The 16,565-nt window shown below is 69.5% G+C and carries 19 protein-coding genes; 18 read left to right on the top strand and 1 reads right to left on the bottom strand.

The genetic code is table 11. The features are described from left to right. Positions 1-32: 32 nt before the first annotated feature. The 15 genes from hisD (at position 33) to ABD927_RS03550 (ending at position 12,129) form a co-directional block, all read left to right on the top strand. Positions 33-1,334, top strand: coding sequence for a histidinol dehydrogenase (gene hisD / locus ABD927_RS03480; protein ID WP_345246354.1), 1,302 nt, complete (start codon positions 33-35; stop codon positions 1,332-1,334). 159 nt (positions 1,335-1,493) lie between these two features. After that, a complete protein-coding gene (gene hisB, locus ABD927_RS03485) occupies positions 1,494-2,081 on the top strand; it encodes an imidazoleglycerol-phosphate dehydratase HisB (protein WP_345246356.1) in 588 nt (195 codons plus the stop codon). Then, on the top strand, positions 2,082-2,717 hold the full coding sequence (gene hisH, locus ABD927_RS03490) for an imidazole glycerol phosphate synthase subunit HisH (RefSeq protein WP_345246358.1): 636 nt from the start codon (positions 2,082-2,084) through the stop codon (positions 2,715-2,717). It begins immediately after the preceding gene. Positions 2,718-2,791: 74 nt separating this feature from the next. Next, a complete protein-coding gene (hisA, locus tag ABD927_RS03495; RefSeq protein WP_345246360.1) occupies positions 2,792-3,535 on the top strand; it encodes a 1-(5-phosphoribosyl)-5-[(5-phosphoribosylamino)methylideneamino]imidazole-4-carboxamide isomerase in 744 nt (247 codons plus the stop codon). A 16-nt stretch (positions 3,536-3,551) separates the two neighbouring features. Beyond that, complete coding sequence (gene hisF, locus ABD927_RS03500) at positions 3,552-4,331, top strand: imidazole glycerol phosphate synthase subunit HisF (RefSeq protein WP_345246362.1); 780 nt, start codon at positions 3,552-3,554, stop codon at positions 4,329-4,331. Continuing rightward, the gene (gene hisI, locus ABD927_RS03505) at positions 4,328-4,762 is read left to right on the top strand and encodes a phosphoribosyl-AMP cyclohydrolase (RefSeq protein ID WP_345246364.1); all 435 of its coding nucleotides are present in this window, start codon (positions 4,328-4,330) and stop codon (positions 4,760-4,762) included. Before hisF ends, hisI begins: the two co-directional genes overlap by 4 nt. After that, the gene (locus ABD927_RS03510) at positions 4,759-5,088 is read left to right on the top strand and encodes a phosphoribosyl-ATP diphosphatase (protein WP_345246366.1); all 330 of its coding nucleotides are present in this window, start codon (positions 4,759-4,761) and stop codon (positions 5,086-5,088) included. Before hisI ends, ABD927_RS03510 begins: the two co-directional genes overlap by 4 nt. Positions 5,089-5,095: 7 nt before the next feature. Next, positions 5,096-5,449, top strand: a complete 354-nt coding sequence (locus tag ABD927_RS03515; RefSeq protein ID WP_345246367.1) for a histidine triad nucleotide-binding protein — start codon at positions 5,096-5,098, stop codon at positions 5,447-5,449. 65 nt (positions 5,450-5,514) lie between these two features. Further along, on the top strand, positions 5,515-5,748 hold the full coding sequence (tatA, locus tag ABD927_RS03520) for a Sec-independent protein translocase subunit TatA (RefSeq protein ID WP_345246368.1): 234 nt from the start codon (positions 5,515-5,517) through the stop codon (positions 5,746-5,748). An 89-nt stretch (positions 5,749-5,837) separates the two neighbouring features. Then, the gene (tatB, locus tag ABD927_RS24525) at positions 5,838-6,488 is read left to right on the top strand and encodes a Sec-independent protein translocase protein TatB (protein ID WP_425570164.1); all 651 of its coding nucleotides are present in this window, start codon (positions 5,838-5,840) and stop codon (positions 6,486-6,488) included. Further along, positions 6,485-7,240, top strand: coding sequence for a twin-arginine translocase subunit TatC (gene tatC, locus ABD927_RS03530; RefSeq protein ID WP_345246370.1), 756 nt, complete (start codon positions 6,485-6,487; stop codon positions 7,238-7,240). Before tatB ends, tatC begins: the two co-directional genes overlap by 4 nt. A gap of 71 nt (positions 7,241-7,311) precedes the next feature. Then, complete coding sequence (locus tag ABD927_RS03535; RefSeq protein ID WP_345246372.1) at positions 7,312-8,460, top strand: ABC transporter substrate-binding protein; 1,149 nt, start codon at positions 7,312-7,314, stop codon at positions 8,458-8,460. Positions 8,461-8,495: 35 nt separating this feature from the next. Beyond that, positions 8,496-9,530: a branched-chain amino acid ABC transporter permease gene (locus tag ABD927_RS03540; RefSeq protein WP_345246374.1), complete on the top strand. Its 1,035-nt coding sequence runs from the start codon at positions 8,496-8,498 to the stop codon at positions 9,528-9,530. After that, entirely contained in the window at positions 9,530-11,347 is a 1,818-nt protein-coding gene (locus ABD927_RS03545) for a branched-chain amino acid ABC transporter ATP-binding protein/permease (RefSeq protein ID WP_345246376.1), read from the top strand. Before ABD927_RS03540 ends, ABD927_RS03545 begins: the two co-directional genes overlap by 1 nt. After that, positions 11,344-12,129 carry an ABC transporter ATP-binding protein gene (locus tag ABD927_RS03550; RefSeq protein WP_345246378.1) on the top strand — a complete coding sequence of 262 codons (786 nt, stop codon included), beginning with the start codon at positions 11,344-11,346 and terminating at the stop codon, positions 12,127-12,129. Before ABD927_RS03545 ends, ABD927_RS03550 begins: the two co-directional genes overlap by 4 nt. Positions 12,130-12,246: 117 nt before the next feature. Here the strand turns inward: ABD927_RS03550 and ABD927_RS03555 are convergent, their stop codons facing one another. Next, positions 12,247-13,416, bottom strand: coding sequence for a Do family serine endopeptidase (locus tag ABD927_RS03555; protein ID WP_345246381.1), 1,170 nt, complete (start codon positions 13,414-13,416; stop codon positions 12,247-12,249). Between the two features lie 31 nt (positions 13,417-13,447). On the opposite strand from ABD927_RS03555, the gene ABD927_RS03560 reads away from it, so the two are divergent. The 3 genes from ABD927_RS03560 (at position 13,448) to ABD927_RS03570 (ending at position 16,564) form a co-directional block, all read left to right on the top strand. Beyond that, the gene (locus tag ABD927_RS03560) at positions 13,448-14,278 is read left to right on the top strand and encodes a Nif3-like dinuclear metal center hexameric protein (RefSeq protein ID WP_425570166.1); all 831 of its coding nucleotides are present in this window, start codon (positions 13,448-13,450) and stop codon (positions 14,276-14,278) included. A gap of 164 nt (positions 14,279-14,442) precedes the next feature. Further along, positions 14,443-15,054, top strand: a complete 612-nt coding sequence (gene petA / locus ABD927_RS03565; protein ID WP_345246383.1) for a ubiquinol-cytochrome c reductase iron-sulfur subunit — start codon at positions 14,443-14,445, stop codon at positions 15,052-15,054. A gap of 124 nt (positions 15,055-15,178) precedes the next feature. Beyond that, complete coding sequence (locus ABD927_RS03570) at positions 15,179-16,564, top strand: cytochrome b (protein WP_345246385.1); 1,386 nt, start codon at positions 15,179-15,181, stop codon at positions 16,562-16,564. Position 16,565 lies beyond the last annotated feature (1 nt).

Raw genomic sequence — 16,565 nt, forward strand, 5'->3', positions numbered from 1 at the left:
CCGCGCGGCGCGGAACGCCGTGGACAACTGAAATGGCTTTGATCAATCGACTCGACACCCGCAGCGCCGACTTTCGGCAGCGGCTGGATCGCCTGCTGGCCTATGAGGCCTCGGAAGATGCGTCCATCGACCGTGCCGTGGCCGACATCCTGCTCGACGTGCGCAACCGTGGCGATGCGGCGGTGCTGGATTACACCCGCCGCTTCGACCGCGTCGACGCGGCCGGCATCGAGGCGCTGGAGATCCCGCTGGCCGACTGTGCGGCGGCGCGCGATGCCTTGCCGGCGGCCCAGCGCGCGGCGCTGGAAGCCGCGGCCGAGCGCGTGCGCGCCTACCACGAGCGCCAGCGCGCGCAAACCTGGACCTACACCGAGGCCGACGGCACGGTGCTGGGCCAGCAGGTCACGCCGCTCGACCGCGTCGGCCTGTACGTGCCGGGCGGCAAGGCCGCCTATCCGTCGTCATTGCTGATGAACGCGCTGCCGGCCAAGGTGGCCGGCGTGGCCGAGGTGGTCATGGTCACGCCCACCCCGGGCGGCGTGCGCAACCCGCTGGTGCTGGCCGCCGCGGCGATCGCCGGCGTCGACCGCGCGATCGCGATCGGCGGCGCCCAGGCGGTGGGCGCGCTGGCCTACGGCACCGCCTACATCCCGGCGGTGGACAAGATCGTCGGCCCGGGCAACGCCTACGTGGCGGCCGCCAAGCGGCGCGTCTACGGCACCGTGGGGATCGACATGATCGCCGGCCCGAGCGAGATCCTGGTGATCTGCGACGGCGCCACGCCCCCCGACTGGATCGCGATGGACCTGTTTTCTCAAGCCGAGCACGACGAAATGGCGCAGGCCATCCTGCTCTGCCCCGACGCCGCCTTCCTCGACCAGGTAGAGCAGGCCATCGCCCGCCTGCTGCCCACCATGCCGCGCGCCGACATCATCGGCGCCAGCCTGTCGTCGCGCGGCGCGCTGATCCAGGTGGCCGACCTGTTCGAAGCCTGCGACATCGCCAACCGGATCGCCCCCGAGCACCTGGAAATCTCCACCGACGAACCCGAGCGCTGGGCCGGCCTGATCCGCCACGCCGGCGCCATCTTCATGGGCCGCAACACGTCGGAAGCGCTGGGCGACTACTGCGCCGGCCCCAACCACGTGCTGCCCACCGCCCGCACCGCGCGGTTCTCGTCGCCGCTGGGGGTGTACGACTTCCAGAAGCGCTCCAGCCTGATCCACGTGTCCGACGCCGGCGCGCAAACGCTGGGCCGCATCGCCTCGGCGCTGGCGCACGGCGAAGGCCTGCCCGCCCACGCCCGCAGCGCGGAGTACCGCCTGAAGCCCTGAACGCGGGCGGCCGCGCGGCGGGAATGCCGCCTGCGCAGCCGCAGCCCCGCGCCACGCCGCCTGAAATAGCCCCTATACTGAACTGAACGAGGCGGCGCGGGTTCGGGCGGAGCCCAGCCGCCGGCCGCGGCACCCGACAGCCATCACCCGGAACCGATCATGCGTACCGCCGAGATCACCCGCAATACCAACGAAACGCGCATCCGCGCCGCCGTCAATCTCGACGGCACCGGCAAACAGACCCTGAATACCGGCGTGCCGTTCCTCGACCACATGCTCGACCAGATTGCCCGCCACGGCCTGGTCGACCTCGACATCACGGCCGATGGCGACCTGCACATCGATGCCCACCATACGGTCGAAGACGTCGGCATTACGCTCGGCCAGGCGGTGGCCAAGGCGGTGGGCAACAAGGCCGGCATCCGCCGCTACGGCCACGCCTACGTGCCGCTGGACGAAGCGCTGTCGCGCGTGGTGATCGATTTCTCCGGCCGCCCCGGCCTGGAATTCCACGTGCCGTTCACGCGCGCGATGATCGGCCAGTTCGACGTCGACCTCGCCCGCGAATTCTTCCAGGGCTTCGTCAACCACGCCCTGGTCACGCTGCACATCGACAACCTGCGCGGCGACAACGCCCATCACCAGTGCGAAACGGTGTTCAAGGCCTTCGGCCGCGCGCTGCGCATGGCGGTCGAGCTCGACCCGCGCGCGCCCGGCGTGGTTCCTTCCACCAAAGGAGTGCTGTAAGTGACGACCAGCATTGCCATCGTCGATTACGGCATGGGCAACCTGCGGTCGGTGGCGCGCGCGCTGGAGCACGTCGCGCCCGAGGCCACGGTGCGGATCTGCGCCGACGCGGCCGGCATCGACGCCGCCGACCGGGTGGTGTTCCCCGGCCAGGGCGCGATGCGCGACTGCATGCGCAACCTCGACGCCGCCGGCCTGCGCGAGGCGGTGCTGCGCGCCGCGCGCGGCAAGCCGCTGCTGGGCGTGTGCGTGGGCGAGCAGATGCTGTTCGACCGCAGCGAGGAAGGGCCGTCCGAAGGGCTGGGCGTCTTCCGCGGCGAAGTCAGGCGCTTCGCCGGCCCGGCGTTCGAAGGCCCGGAGCGGCTGAAGGTGCCGCACATGGGCTGGAACCGCGTGCGCCAGACCTGTCCTCATCCATTATGGGAGGGCGTGGCCGACGACAGCTACTTCTATTTCGTGCACAGTTACCATGTTGTTCCGGCCGATTTAGGGGTAATTGCCGGGCAAACCGACTACGGCGGCGCCTTTACCTGCGCGGTAGCCAGGGATAACATCTTTGCAACCCAGTTCCACCCCGAAAAAAGCGCCGGCGCGGGGCTGCGCATCTATCAGAATTTCACGCGATGGAACCCGTGAATCGAACCGCGTCCGCACTCCGTTCCACCCGCCGCCCGTGTGGCCTTACGACCCGAATATCATCCTGATTCGCCATGCTCCTCATCCCTGCGATTGATCTCAAAGACGGTCGTTGTGTCCGCCTGCGCCAGGGCGATCTCGACGATGCCACCGTATTTTCCGAAGAACCGGCCGCCATGGCCAGCCACTGGCTGGGGCTGGGCGCGCGCCGCCTGCACCTGGTCGACCTGAACGGCGCGGTGGCCGGCAAGCCCAAGAACGAGGCCTCCATCCGCGCCATCGTCGACGCCGTGGGCGACGACATCCCGGTGCAGATCGGCGGCGGCATCCGCGATCTCGACACCATCGAGCGCTATCTCGACAACGGGATCTCGTTCGTCATCATCGGCACCGCGGCGGTCAAGAACCCCGGCTTCCTGCACGATGCCTGCGGCGCCTTCCCGGGCCAGATCATCGTCGGCCTCGACGCCAAGGACGGCCGGGTCGCCACCGACGGCTGGAGCAAGCTGACCGGCCACGACGTGGTCGACCTGGCCAAGAAGTTCGAAGACTACGGCTGCTCGTCCATCATCTACACCGACATCGGCCGCGACGGCATGCTGTCCGGCGTCAACCTGGAAGCCACCGTGCGCCTGGCGCAGCAGGTGCGCATTCCGGTGATCGCCTCGGGCGGCATCGCCAGCCTGGTCGACATCGAACAGCTCTGCTCGGTGGAGGACGAAGGCGTGGAAGGCGCCATCCTCGGCCGCAGCATCTACGAAGGCACGCTCGATTTCCAGGCCGCGCAATCCCGCGCGGACGAACTCGGCGCAACGTAATGGAAGTCTTCCTCGCATGCTGACCCGGCGCATCATTCCCTGTCTCGACGTTACCGCCGGGCGCGTGGTCAAGGGCGTCAATTTCGTCAACCTGGTCGACGCCGGCGACCCGGTCGAGGTGGCGCGCCGCTACGACCAGCAGGGCGCCGATGAAATCACTTTCCTCGACATTACCGCCTCCAGCGACCAGCGCGACCTGATCCTGTCGGTGATCGAACAGGTGGCCGCGCAGGTCTTCATCCCGCTCACGGTGGGCGGCGGCGTGCGGCAGGTGGCCGACGTGCGGCGCCTGCTCAACGCCGGCGCCGACAAGGTCGGCATCAACACCTCGGCCGTCACCAACCCCACGCTGGTGCGCGATGCCGCCGCGCTGTACGGCTCGCAATGCATCGTCGTGGCGATCGACGCCAAGCGCGTGTCGGCCGGCGGCGAGCCGGCGCGCTGGGAGGTGTTCACCCATGGCGGACGCAACGCCACCGGGCTCGACGCCATCGCCTGGGCGCGCAAGATGGCGGCCGACGGCGCCGGCGAGATCCTGCTCACCAGCATGGACCGCGACGGCACCCGCAGCGGTTTCGACCTGGCGCTGACGCGCGCGGTGTCCGACGCGGTCGACATCCCCGTCATCGCATCGGGTGGGGTCGGCTCGCTCGACGACCTGGCCGACGGCGTGATCGAAGGCCGGGCCGACGCGGTGCTGGCGGCCAGCATCTTCCACTACGGCCAGTACACCGTGCAGCAGGCCAAGCGATTCATGGCCGCGCGCGGCATCCCGATGCGGCTGGAGGCAGCATGAGCCAGGTTTCCGCCAACGGCCAGGCGGCCGCAGCCGCCGCCGACGCCTGGCTCGATGCCATCGTCTACGACCAGAACGGCCTGGTGCCTGGTATCGTCCAGGAAGTGCTCACCAATAAAGTGATCATGTTCGCCTTCCTGAACCGCGAATCGCTGCGCGAAACGCTGCGTACCGGCAACGCCACCTACTGGTCGCGCTCGCGCGGCCGGCTGTGGCGCAAAGGCGAAGAATCCGGCCACGTGCAGCGGGTGCGCGAGATCCGGCTCGACTGCGACGGCGACGTGGTGCTGCTGCGGGTCGAGCAGGTGGGCGGCATCGCCTGCCACACCGGCCGCGAGCGCTGCTTCTACCGCCGCCTGGACACCGAAAACGGCGCGCGCTGGATCGAGACCGACCCGGTGCTGAAAGATCCCGAGAGCATCTACAAATGAACGATTTCCTGTCGCGGCTGGCCGACACCATCGCCAGCCGCCGGCCCGAGCGCGGCGGTTCGCCCGATGCGTCGTACGTGGCGCGGCTGCTGTCCAAGGGGCCTGACGCCATCCTGAAAAAGATCGGCGAAGAGGCTACCGAAACGGTAATGGCGGCCAAGGACGGCGTGCCGGAAAAAATCGTGTACGAGACCGCCGATCTCTGGTTTCATTGCCTGGTCATGTTGGAATATTACGGTTTGCGGCCCGAACAGGTCGTAGCGGAGCTCGCGCGGCGCGAAGGCCTTTCGGGCCTCGACGAAAAGTCATCGCGGCAACTCAAATAGAATTCTCATGAGCGAAAACTGTATCTTCTGCAAGATCGCGCGGGGCGAACTGCCGTCCCGCAAGGTCTACGAGGACGACGAGATCGTGGCCTTCCACGACATCCGGCCTGCGGCCCCCGTCCACTTCCTGATCGTGCCCAAGCGGCATGTGGCGTCGCTGCAGGACGTCACCGCGGCCGACATTCCCCTGTTGGGTAGAATGCTGGCACTGGCGCCGCAGTTGGCGCTGGAGCAGGGCTGCCGCCCGGGCCCCGAGGGCGGCTTCCGGGTCATGATCAACAACGGCGTCGACGGCGGGCAGGAAGTGCCGCACCTGCACTTGCACGTGCTCGGCGGCCCCCGGCCGTGGCAACGAGGCTGAGCGCCGCCGGCGCGCAGCTCTACTACTGGACAATCGAACCGCCGCAAGGCGCGGAGTAATGCGAAATGGGTAGCTTGAGCATCTGGCACTGGCTGATCGTGCTGGTGATCGTGGTTCTGATCTTCGGCACCAAGAAGCTGAAGAATCTGGGGCAAGACCTCGGCGGCGCCGTCAAGGGCTTCAAGGAAGGCATGCGCGAAGGCGGCGACGAGGCCGCCGGCACGTCGGCGCCGGCCGATCCGAAGCGCGTGTCGGCCGACACGATCGACGTCGAAGCAAAAGAAAAAGAACGCGTCTGAGCCTGGCGGGCCGGTGGCCCGCCGTCGTGCCCCGGCCGGCGCCTGCCGGCACGGGGCTTCTGCTTTTCATTGAATACGGTGTGTGCTGAATGTTCGATGTCAGCTTTACCGAGCTTATCGTCATCGGCGTGGTGGCGCTGATCGTCATCGGTCCCGAGCGGCTGCCCAAGGTGGCGCGCACGGTCGGGCACCTGGTCGGGCGGGCGCAGCGCTACGTCAACGACGTCAAGAGCGACATCCAGCGCGAAATGGAGCTCGACGAGCTGCGCAATCTGCGCAGCGAGATGGAGCAGGCGGCGCGCGCCCTCGAAACCACGGTGCGCAAGAACGTGGACGACCTGAAACAGGGCGTCGACGAGGCGCAGAAAGACCTCGGCCGCATGGCGCAGGAAGTGAAGACGGCGGTGGAAGACGCCGGCAAGCCGGCCGAGGCCGGCGATGCCGCCGTGCCGCCGGCCATCGCCGCGGCAGCGGCCGACGCGGCCGGGGCCGTCCCGGCCAGCGCTGCCGAACCGGTTGCGGCGGCCGCGCCTGCCGGGGCGGGCGCGGCGTCCTCGCTGGCTTCCGTTCCGCCGGCCGCTGTTCCTCCGGCCGCTGTTCCGGCGGCGGAATCCGGCGAAGCCGCCGCGGAGCCCGAAGTCGACATCGCCCAGGCCTCCCTGTTCCCCTCCGACCTGCTGCCGCCCGCCCCGCCGGCCGCCGTGGCCGAACCGGTGGCGCGTGACCCGGAAAAATCGTGACCCAAGAAGAAGATACCTTCATCTCCCACCTGGTCGAGCTGCGCGACCGCCTGCTGAAGGCGATCGTCGCCGTGGTGGCGGTGTTCGTCGTGCTGTGCCTGTATCCCGGCTCCTCGGCCATCTACGACGTGCTGGCCCAGCCGATGCTGGTCGCCCTGCCGGCCGGCACCCGCATGATCGCCACCGGCGTCATCACGCCCTTCATGGTGCCGATCAAGGTCACGCTGCTGGCTTCCTTCGTGGTGGCGCTGCCGGTGGTGCTCTACCAGGCCTGGGCCTTCGTCGCGCCCGGGCTGTACCAGCACGAGAAGCGGCTGGCGCTGCCGCTGATCGTCACCAGCACCTTGCTGTTCCTGCTGGGCATGGCGTTCTGCTATTTCATCGTGTTCCGCTCGGTGTTCCATTTCATCGCCACCTTCGCGCCACAGTCGATCACGCCCGCGCCCGACATCGAGGCCTACCTCAGCTTCGTGATGACGATGTTCCTGGCCTTCGGGCTGACCTTCGAAGTGCCGGTGGCCGTGATCCTGCTGGTGCGGACCGGCGTGGTGCCGATCGAGAAGCTCACCGGCGCGCGCGGCTACGTAGTGGTGGGTGCCTTCATCGTGGCCGCCGTGGTCACCCCGCCCGACGTGGTCAGCCAGTTCATGCTGGCGATCCCGCTATGCCTGCTGTTCGAGCTGGGCGTGCTGGCCGCCCGCATGATGAAGAAGAAACGCGAATCCTCCGGCACCTCGATCGAAAAAGTCTGAACCCCGCCGGCGCTGCCGCGCCGCCGCGCGCGGCGGTATGCTTGCCCCCGTTCCAGCACAACGGAGACCCCATGCGCACCCTGAACCAACTGGCCGCCGCCTCGGCGCTGGCGCTGCTGGCGCTATCGGCCCGCGCCGACATCACCGTCGGCGTCGACGTGTCTGCCACCGGGCCCGCCGCCTCGCTCGGCATCCCGGAAAAGAACACCATCGCCCTGCTGCCGAAGACCGTCGCCGGCCAGAAAGTCGACTACATCGTCCTCGACGACGCCACCGACACCACCACGGCGGTGCGCAACGCGCGCAAGCTGACCGCGGAAGACAAGGTCGACGTGCTGGTCGGCTCCACCGTGGCGCCCAATTCGCTGGCGATGATCGACGTGGCCGCCGAAACCGGCACGCCGATGATCTCGATGGCGGCGTCGGCCTCCATCGTCGAGCCGGTCGATGCCAAGAAGCGCTGGGTCTTCAAGACACCGCAGAACGACGCCGAGATGGCGCGCGCGGTGGTCGAGCACATGCGCGCCGGCGGCGTGCGCACGGCCGCCTACATCGGCTTTGCCGACGCCTACGGCGAAGGGTGGTACACGGAATTCGACAAGGCGGCGCGCGCCGCCGGCATCCGCTTGGTGGCCAACGAACGCTATAACCGCACCGACACGTCCGTTACCGGCCAGGCCTTGAAGATCGTCGCCGCCCGGCCGGATGCGGTGCTGGTGGGCGCCGCCGGCACCCCCGCCGCGCTGCCGCAGAAAACGCTGAAGGAGCGCGGCTACCGCGGCAAGTACTACCAGACGCACGGGGTGGCCAACAACGATTTCCTGCGGGTGGGCGGCAAGGACGTGGAAGGCACCTTCCTGCCGGCCGGCCCGGTGCTGGTGGCCGGCCAGCTGCCGGCCGGCAACCCCGTCAAGGCCTCGGCCTCGGAATACGTGCAGCGCTACGAGGCGGCCTACGGCAAGGGCTCGGTGTCGACCTTCGGCGCCCATGCCTGGGACGCCGGCAAGCTGATCGCGGCCGCCGTGCCGGTGGCGCTCAAGACCGCCCGGCCCGGCACGCCGCAGTTCCGCGCCGCGCTGCGCGACGCGCTGGAGAACGTCAAGAACGTGGCCGGCGGCCATGGCGTGTTCAACATGAGCCCGACCGACCACGTCGGGCTCGACAGCCGCTCGCGGGTGATGGTCACCATCGAGAACGGCGCGTGGAAGCTGGTCAAGTAATGCGGCTTTGCCGCGCCGCCGCTCGCTGAGCCCTCATGGACCTGCAGATCGCGCTTTTCCTCGTGCAGGACGGCGTCATCAACGGCGCCATCTACGCGCTGCTGGGCATGGCGCTGGTGCTGGCCTTCACCGTCACGCGCGTCATCTTCATTCCGCAAGGGGAATTCGTCGCCTGGGGCGCGCTGACGCTGGCCGCGCTGCAGGCCGGCCGGCTGCCCGGCACCGTGTGGCTGCTGGTGGGCGGCGGCGCCGCGGTGGCGCTGGCCGAGCTGGCGGCGTGCTGGCGCGCCCGCGACGCGCGGCGGCTGCCGGCGGTGCTCGGCTGGAACGTGGCCTATCCGCTGGCGGTGCTGGCCGCCGCCCGCTGGGTGCCGTTGGCCGGGCTGCCGCTGGCCGTGCAGATCCTGTTCGCGCTGGCGATCGTGGTGCCTTTGGGGCCCATGGTGTGGCGCCTGGCCTTCCAGCCGGTGGCCGAAAGCCCGGTGCTGGTGCTGCTGATCGTGGCGGTCGCCGTCCACCTGGCGCTGGTCGGCCTGGGGCTGCTGTTCTTCGGCGCCGAAGGCTCGCGCACGCCGCCCTTCACCGAAGGCGGCATCGAACTGGCGGGCGTGCCGGTGCCGGCCCAGACGCTGTGGGTGCTGGGCTGTTCGGCGGCGCTGATCGCCGCGCTGTCGCTGCTGTTCGGCCGCACGCTGTACGGCAAGGCGCTGCGCGCCACCGCGGTCAACCGGGTCGGCGCGCGGCTGATGGGCATTCCCGCCAGCCTGGCCGGCAGCCTGTGCTTCGCGCTGTGCGCGCTGATCGGCGCCTTCTCCGGGATGCTGATCGCGCCCATCACCACCATCTACTACGACACCGGCTTCCTGATCGGGCTCAAGGGCTTCGTCGCGGCCATCATCGCCGGGCTGTCCAGCTATCCCGCCGCGGCCGCCGGCGCGGTGCTGGTGGGGCTGCTGGAGTCGTTCTCGTCGTTCGCCGCCAGCGCGTACAAGGAAGTGATCGTCTTCACGCTGATCATCCCGGTGCTGGTGTGGCGCTCGCTGGCCTCGCGCCACGTGGAGGAAGACTGATGCGGCTGCGCCCCGCCGGGCTGGCGGCCGCGGGCATCGCGCTGCTCGCGTGGACGGCGCTGGCCGGCTCCGAGTTCACGGTCACGCTGCTCGACTACATCGGCCTGTATGCCCTGGTGGCGCTGGGGCTGGTGCTGCTGACCGGCATCGGCGGCCTCACCTCCTTCGGCCAGGCCGCCTTCGTCGGCCTGGGCGCCTACGCCACGGCCTGGCTCACCACCGCGCCGCTGCCGGGCTGGCTGGCCTGGACCGGCGGCTCGCCCTGGGCCGGCCTGTTGCTGGGGCTGCTGATCACCGGTGGCGTGGCATGGGTGCTGGGCACGGTGTCGCTGCGGCTGTCGGGGCATTACCTGCCGCTGGGCACCATCGCCTGGGGCCTGAGCCTGTATTTCCTGTTCGGCACGCTGGGCTTCCTGGGCGGCTATACGGGGCTGGCGGGCGTGCCGCCGCTGTCGCTGGGCGGCGTGGCGCTGGCCGGCAGCCGGCAGCTGTTCTGGGTCATCTGGGCCGTGCTGCTGGCGGCCATGCTGCTGGTGGGCAATCTGCTGGATTCGCGCGAGGGCAGGGCGATCCGCGCGCTGCGCGGCGGCATGGTGATGGCCGAGTCGATGGGGGTGGACACCGCCCGCTCGCGCATCGCCATCTTCATCATCGCCGCGCTGCTGGCCGGGCTGTCGGGCTGGCTCTACGCGCACATGCAGCGCTTCGTGAACCCGACGCCGTTCGGGCTGCCGATCGGCATCGAGTACCTGTTCATGGCGGTGGTGGGCGGCGCCGGCCACGTATGGGGCGCACTGCTGGGCGCCGGCGTGGTGACGCTGCTCAAGCAGTGGCTGCAGGACATCCTGCCGCGCCTGCTGGGCGAATCCGGCAATTTCGAGACCGTGGTGTTCGGCATCCTGCTGGTCGTGGTGCTGCAGCGCGCGCGCGAGGGCCTGTGGCCGGCGCTGGCCGCGTTTGCCCGTCGTGTGCTGCCGCTGGCCGCAGCCCGGCGGCCGATCGACGCCGCCGCCGCGCCATTGGCGCGCCGCGCGCCGCCCGCGCGCGGCGACGTGGTGCTGGAGGCCCGCGGCCTGACCAGGCGCTTCGGCGGCCTGGTCGCCAACGACGGCGTCAGCCTGGCCGTCCGCGCCGGCGAGGTGCTGGCGCTGATCGGCCCCAACGGCGCCGGCAAGAGCACGCTGTTCAACCTGCTGTCGGGCGTCGACGATCCCAGTTCCGGCCGGGTCGTGTTCCGCGGCCGCGACATGACCGGACGGCCGTCGCGCGAATCGGCCGCGCTCGGCCTGGGACGCACTTTCCAGCACGTGCGGCTGCTGCCGCAGATGAACGTGCTGGACAATATCGCGATCGGCGCCCACCTGCGCGGTCGCCCCGGCCTGCTGGCCGGCCTGTGCGGCGCCGCGCTGCGGCTGGACCGCGCCGCCGAACGCCGCCTGCTGGCCGAGGCCGCCCGCCAGGCCCGGCGCGTCGGCCTGGGCGACGACCTGCACGCGCCCGCCGGCGCGCTGCCGCTGGGCCGCCAGCGCATGCTGGAAATCGCCCGCGCGCTATGCGCCGACCCCTGCCTGCTCCTGCTGGACGAGCCCGCCGCCGGCCTGCGCCACCTGGAAAAGCGCGCGCTGGCGCAGGTGCTGGCGGGGCTGCGCGACGAAGGCATGGCGATCCTGCTGGTCGAGCACGACATGGATTTCGTCATGGGGCTGGCCGACCGCGTGGTGGTGCTGGAATTCGGCCGGAAGATCGCCGAAGGGCCGCCGGAACGGGTCCAGAACGATCCGCGGGTGCTGGAGGCCTACCTCGGAGGGGTGGAATGAGCGTGTCCACGCAGCGCCCGGCGCCGGTCCCGGGCGCGGGCATTCCCGCCGGCGCGCCGCCGCTGCTGCGCGTGCAAGGCCTGCGCGTGGCCTACGGCAAGGTCGAGGCGCTGCACGGCGTCGACCTGTCGGTGCCGGCCGGCGCCATCGTCACCGTGATCGGCCCCAACGGCGCCGGCAAGACCACGCTGCTGTCGGCCATCATGGGCCTGCTGCCTTCTTCCGGCCGCATCGAGCTGGACGGCGTGCCGCAGCCGCGGCCGTCGGTCGAGGCCATGGTGGCGCAGGGCGTGGGCCTGGTGCCCGAACGGCGCGAACTGTTCGGCGACATGAGCGTTGAGGACAACCTGCTGCTGGGCGCCTTCCAGCGCTACCGGCAGGGCCGGCGCGACCACCCGACTTCGATGGAAGAGGTGTTCGCGCTGTTCCCGCGGCTGCGCGAGCGCCGTCGCCAGCTGGCTCGCACGCTGTCGGGCGGCGAGCGGCAGATGCTGGCGCTGGGCCGGGCGCTGATGGGCAAGCCGCGGCTGCTGCTGCTCGACGAGCCGTCGCTGGGGCTGGCGCCGCGGGTGGTCAGGGAAATCTTCCACATCATCGTCGAGCTGCGGCGGCGCGGCGTGGCCATCCTGCTGGTCGAGCAGAACGCGCGCGCCGCCTTGCAGACGGCCGATCACGCCTACGTGCTCGAAACCGGCGAGGTGGCGCTGGCCGGCCCGGCGCAGGAACTGGCGGGCGACCCGCGGGTCGTGGAAAGCTACCTGGGGCTGGGACGCGCGGGATAGCGCCGGACGTAGCCGCCACCCCATCCAGGATGCGGCGGATCCGGCTTCGCCGGTCCGCGCGCATCGCCCCCGGGGGAGGCGCGCGAAGCGCGTAGGGGGAATCTTTACAGGGGCCCTCTACGGCTCGCGCCGGGGTCGCGGCCGGGTGCCGACCGTCACCACCGCGTCGAATTCATTGCGGCCCCGCACCAGCTTGATCACCACTTTTTCGCCCGGCGGCAGCTGGGCGATCGCGTTCAGCATCGTGGTGGTGTCGCTGATCGGCTTGTCGGCCACCGAGATCACGATGTCGCCCGTGCGGATTCCCGCCTTGGCCGCCGGCCCGCCGCGCACCACGCCGGCGATGATGACGCCGTCGCGCCGCGACAGCTTGAAGGCGTCCGCCAGCTCCGGCGTCAGGTCTTGCGGCTCGACCCCGATATAGCCGCGCACCACCGTGCCCGAGGTGATCAGCTGTTCCATCACCTGGCGCGCCGTGCTGACCGGGATCGCGAAGCCGATGCCCAGCGAGCCGCCCGAGCGCGAGTAGATGGCGGTATTGATGCCGACCAGGTTGCCGTTGGCGTCGATCAGCGCGCCGCCCGAATTGCCCGGATTGATGGCGGCGTCGGTCTGGATGAAGTTCTCGAAGGTGTTGATGCCCAGGTGCGTGCGGCCGAGCGCCGACACGATGCCCATGGTGGTGGTCTGGCCCACGCCGAAGGGATTGCCGATGGCCAGCACCACGTCGCCCACCTGCAGGTCTTCGGCGCGGCCGAAGGTGACGGCCGGCAGCGTGGGCATGTTCAGCTTGAGCACGGCCAGGTCGGTGTCGGGATCGGCGCCCACCAGCGTGGCCGTGCCCTTGCGGCCGTCGGCCAGCGCCACCTCGATCTCGTCGGCGGCCTCGATCACGTGGTTGTTGGTCAGGATGTAGCCTTCCGGGCTGACGATCACGCCCGAGCCCAGGCTGGAAATCGGCTGCTGGCGCGGGTTGTTGAACTCGTCGCCGAAGAAGCGGCGGAACAGCGGGTCGTCTGCCCCGGGCCGCGTCGGCTGCTGCGGTTCCTTGCTGGTGAAGATGTTGACCACGGCCGGCGCCGCCTTGTGGGTGGCGCTGGCGTAGGAGGCGACCGTGCCGGGCGCGGGCGCCGGCGCCGGCTGCGCCTCGAAGAACGGCACGATGATCGCGCTGCCGCCCGGCCCGCCGCGGCGCGGCAGCCATTCAGGGCGCAGCGTGGCGACGATGAATAAAATGGCCAGGCACACCGTGGTGGTCTGGGCGAAGATCAGCCATAGTCGGCGCATGTGAATATTTCGAAGCGTGGGAGTACAGGAAATGACCCTTCGACGGCCCCTAACGCAGCCCGCCGGCGCGCCCGGCGCGGCCGGCCAGCCTGCCGGCGTGGCCGCCGGCGAACTGGCCGCCTGGCTGGCGGCCGAGCTGCAGACCGACCGGTTCAGGGATTACTGCCCCAACGGCCTGCAGGTCGAGGGGCGTTCCCTCGTGCGGCATATTATCGCCGGGGTTACCGCCTCCGAGGCAATAATTCGTCACGCCGCCGATTGCGGCGCCGATGCCGTGCTGGTCCACCACGGCTGGTTCTGGAAGAACGAAGACCCGCGCGTGCGCGGCACCCGCCGCACCCGGCTGGCGCTGGCCCTGGCGGCCGACCTCAACCTGTTCGCCTACCACCTGCCGCTCGATGCCCACCCGCAATGGGGCAACAACGCCCAGCTGGCGCGCGTGCTGGGGCTGGCGCCCGACATGGCGGGCGAGCGGCCCCGGCGCGCCGGCCACGACGACCTGATCTGGCTCGGCACGGCGCCCGGCGCCGCCACCGTGGGCGAGCTGGCGCAACGCGTGGAACAGCGCCTGGCGCGCCCGCCGCTGCTGATCGGCGACCCGGCGCGGCCCGCCGGCACGGTAGCCTGGTGCACCGGCGCCGCGCAGGGCATGTTCCAGGACGCCATCGACGCCGGCGCCGACGTCTACATCACCGGCGAAATCTCCGAGCCCACCGTCCACCTGGCGCGCGAAAGCGGCGCCGCCTTCATCGCCGCCGGCCACCACGCCACCGAACGCTACGGCGTGCAGGCGCTGGGCGAGGCCATCGCGCGGCGTTTCGAGGTGCGGGTGGATTTCGTCGACATCGACAACCCGGTGTAAGGCGGCGAGGCCGTTGCGGTATACTCTAGGGTTACGATGAGCCCCGCAGCGGTCTGGCGGCACGGCTCGCCCGCACCGGTGGCGCCGGCGCGGCGCGGGCCGCCTTGTGGCGCAGGCTGGAAGGTGAACGGGGACAATGGGGTACTTGAATCGAGGGACGTTACATGAGCCAGCAGGACCATGTGGTAGACGCTGAGCGGCGCTTCTGGGTCGGCACCACCTGTGCCGTCGGTGGCGTGGCGGCAGTCGGCGTTGCCATTCCGTTTGTCAGTACCTTTGCGCCTTCCGAGCGCGCCAAGGCAGCCGGCGCGCCGGTCGAAGCCGAGATCGGCGACATGAAGCCGGGCGAGCTGCGCACGGTCGAGTGGCGCGGCAAGCCGGTCTGGATCGTGCGCCGTACCCCCGAGATGCTGGAATCGCTGAAGGCCACCGACGCGCTGGTGGCCGATCCGGAATCCAAGCGCAACCAGGCCGAGATCACCCCCGAATACGCCCGCAACGAATACCGTTCGCGCAAGCCCGAATACCTCGTGGCCGTGGGCATCTGCCCGCACCTGGGCTGCTCGCCCACCGCGCGCTTCGCCGAAGGCCCGCAGCCCAACCTGCCCGACGACTGGCACGGCGGCTTCCTGTGCCCCTGCCACGGCTCCACGTTCGACATGGCCGGCCGGGTCTACAAGAACAAGCCCGCGCCCGACAACCTGACGATACCGCCCTACGAATTCCTGTCCGACAGCCGCATCATCATAGGCGTCGACGAGAACAACAAGGCCTAGGGGCGTGGGCGGCGTTTCGCGCCCGATCGCAGAACCAATCGAATAAGCATGCTCGCCGCGGCGGCGGATCCCTGGAGGGGCACCCCGCGGCGAAGTCAAACTGCCGAACAAAGGAGTCGCAGTCATGGCTGGCGAAAAGAATGTCGAGACCACGGGGCTGTTGGGGTGGGTCGACGCCCGCTTTCCGCTCACCTCCACGTGGAAGGCGCACCTGTCCGAGTACTACGCGCCGAAGAACTTCAACTTCTGGTATTTCTTCGGTTCGCTGGCGCTGCTGGTGCTGGTGATCCAGATCGTGACCGGCATTTTCCTGGTCATGCACTACAAGCCCGACGCGGAGCGCGCCTTCCAGTCGGTCGAATACATCATGCGCGAAGTGCCGTGGGGCTGGCTGGTGCGCTACATGCACTCCACCGGCGCCTCGATGTTCTTCGTGGTGGTCTACCTGCACATGCTGCGCGGGCTGTTCTACGGCTCGTACCGCAAGCCGCGCGAGCTGGTCTGGATCTTCGGCGTCGCGATCTTCCTCTGTCTGATGGCCGAAGCCTTCATGGGCTACCTGCTGCCCTGGGGCCAGATGTCGTACTGGGGCGCGCAGGTGATCGTGAACCTGTTCTCCGCCATTCCCTTCGTCGGCCCCGACCTGGCGCTGCTGATCCGCGGCGACTACGTGGTGTCCGACGCCACGCTGAACCGCTTCTTCTCGTTCCACGTGATCGCCGTGCCGCTGGTGCTGCTGGGCCTGGTGGCCGCGCATATCGTGGCGCTGCACGAAGTCGGCTCCAACAATCCCGACGGCATCGAGATCAAGGCCAAGAAAGACGAACGCGGCATCCCGCTCGACGGCATCCCGTTCCACCCGTACTACTCGGTGCACGACCTGTTCGGCGTCGCGATCTTCCTGATGATCTTCAGCGCGATCGTGTTCTTCGGCCCGGAAATGGGCGGCTACTTCCTGGAGTACAACAACTTCATCCCGGCCGACCCGCTGAAGACCCCGCCGCACATCGCGCCGGTCTGGTATTTCACGCCGTTCTACTCGATGCTGCGCGCCACCACCAGCGACTTCACCGCGGTGCTTTCCGTGCTTTCCGTGCTGGGCGCCCTGTGGATCTTCCTGCGCGCCCGCATCGGATTTGCCGCCAAGGCCGGCTTCGCCGGGCTGCTGATCGTCATCGCCGTGCTGATGCAGGTGTTCGACGCCAAGTTCTGGGGCGTGGTGATGATGGGCGGCACGGTCGTGATCCTGTTCTTCCTGCCGTGGCTCGACAACTCGCCGGTCAAGTCGATCCGCTATCGTCCGGGCTGGCACAAGGTGCTGTACGCCATCTTCATCGTCAACTTCCTGATGCTCGGCTTCCTCGGCACCCAGCCGCCCAGCGATGCCTACAACATCATGTCGCAGGTGGGCACGCTGATCTACGTGGCGTTCTTCCTGTTGATGCCGATCTGGAGCCGCCTGGGAACCTTCAAGCAAGTGCCCGAGCGCGTAACGTTTTCCGCCCATTGAT

Origin of the sequence: Pigmentiphaga soli, from assembly GCF_039541095.1 — a bacterium.
GTDB classification, from domain to species: domain Bacteria; phylum Pseudomonadota; class Gammaproteobacteria; order Burkholderiales; family Burkholderiaceae_B; genus Pigmentiphaga; species Pigmentiphaga soli.

Bases quoted from the DNA above. Each gene is read 5' to 3' on its own strand.
- hisD (WP_345246354.1), top strand. From the start codon at position 33: ATGGCTTTGATCAATCGACTCGACACCCGCAGCGCCGACTTTCGGCAG.
- hisB (WP_345246356.1), top strand. From the start codon at position 1,494: ATGCGTACCGCCGAGATCACCCGCAATACCAACGAAACGCGCATCCGC.
- hisA (WP_345246360.1), top strand. From the start codon at position 2,792: ATGCTCCTCATCCCTGCGATTGATCTCAAAGACGGTCGTTGTGTCCGC.
- hisF (WP_345246362.1), top strand. From the start codon at position 3,552: ATGCTGACCCGGCGCATCATTCCCTGTCTCGACGTTACCGCCGGGCGC.
- hisI (WP_345246364.1), top strand. From the start codon at position 4,328: ATGAGCCAGGTTTCCGCCAACGGCCAGGCGGCCGCAGCCGCCGCCGAC.
- ABD927_RS03510 (WP_345246366.1), top strand. From the start codon at position 4,759: ATGAACGATTTCCTGTCGCGGCTGGCCGACACCATCGCCAGCCGCCGG.
- ABD927_RS03515 (WP_345246367.1), top strand. From the start codon at position 5,096: ATGAGCGAAAACTGTATCTTCTGCAAGATCGCGCGGGGCGAACTGCCG.
- tatA (WP_345246368.1), top strand. From the start codon at position 5,515: ATGGGTAGCTTGAGCATCTGGCACTGGCTGATCGTGCTGGTGATCGTG.
- tatB (WP_425570164.1), top strand. From the start codon at position 5,838: ATGTTCGATGTCAGCTTTACCGAGCTTATCGTCATCGGCGTGGTGGCG.
- ABD927_RS03535 (WP_345246372.1), top strand. From the start codon at position 7,312: ATGCGCACCCTGAACCAACTGGCCGCCGCCTCGGCGCTGGCGCTGCTG.
- ABD927_RS03540 (WP_345246374.1), top strand. From the start codon at position 8,496: ATGGACCTGCAGATCGCGCTTTTCCTCGTGCAGGACGGCGTCATCAAC.
- ABD927_RS03545 (WP_345246376.1), top strand. From the start codon at position 9,530: ATGCGGCTGCGCCCCGCCGGGCTGGCGGCCGCGGGCATCGCGCTGCTC.
- ABD927_RS03550 (WP_345246378.1), top strand. From the start codon at position 11,344: ATGAGCGTGTCCACGCAGCGCCCGGCGCCGGTCCCGGGCGCGGGCATT.
- ABD927_RS03555 (WP_345246381.1), bottom strand. From the start codon at position 13,416: ATGCGCCGACTATGGCTGATCTTCGCCCAGACCACCACGGTGTGCCTG.
- ABD927_RS03560 (WP_425570166.1), top strand. From the start codon at position 13,448: ATGACCCTTCGACGGCCCCTAACGCAGCCCGCCGGCGCGCCCGGCGCG.
- petA (WP_345246383.1), top strand. From the start codon at position 14,443: ATGAGCCAGCAGGACCATGTGGTAGACGCTGAGCGGCGCTTCTGGGTC.
- ABD927_RS03570 (WP_345246385.1), top strand. From the start codon at position 15,179: ATGGCTGGCGAAAAGAATGTCGAGACCACGGGGCTGTTGGGGTGGGTC.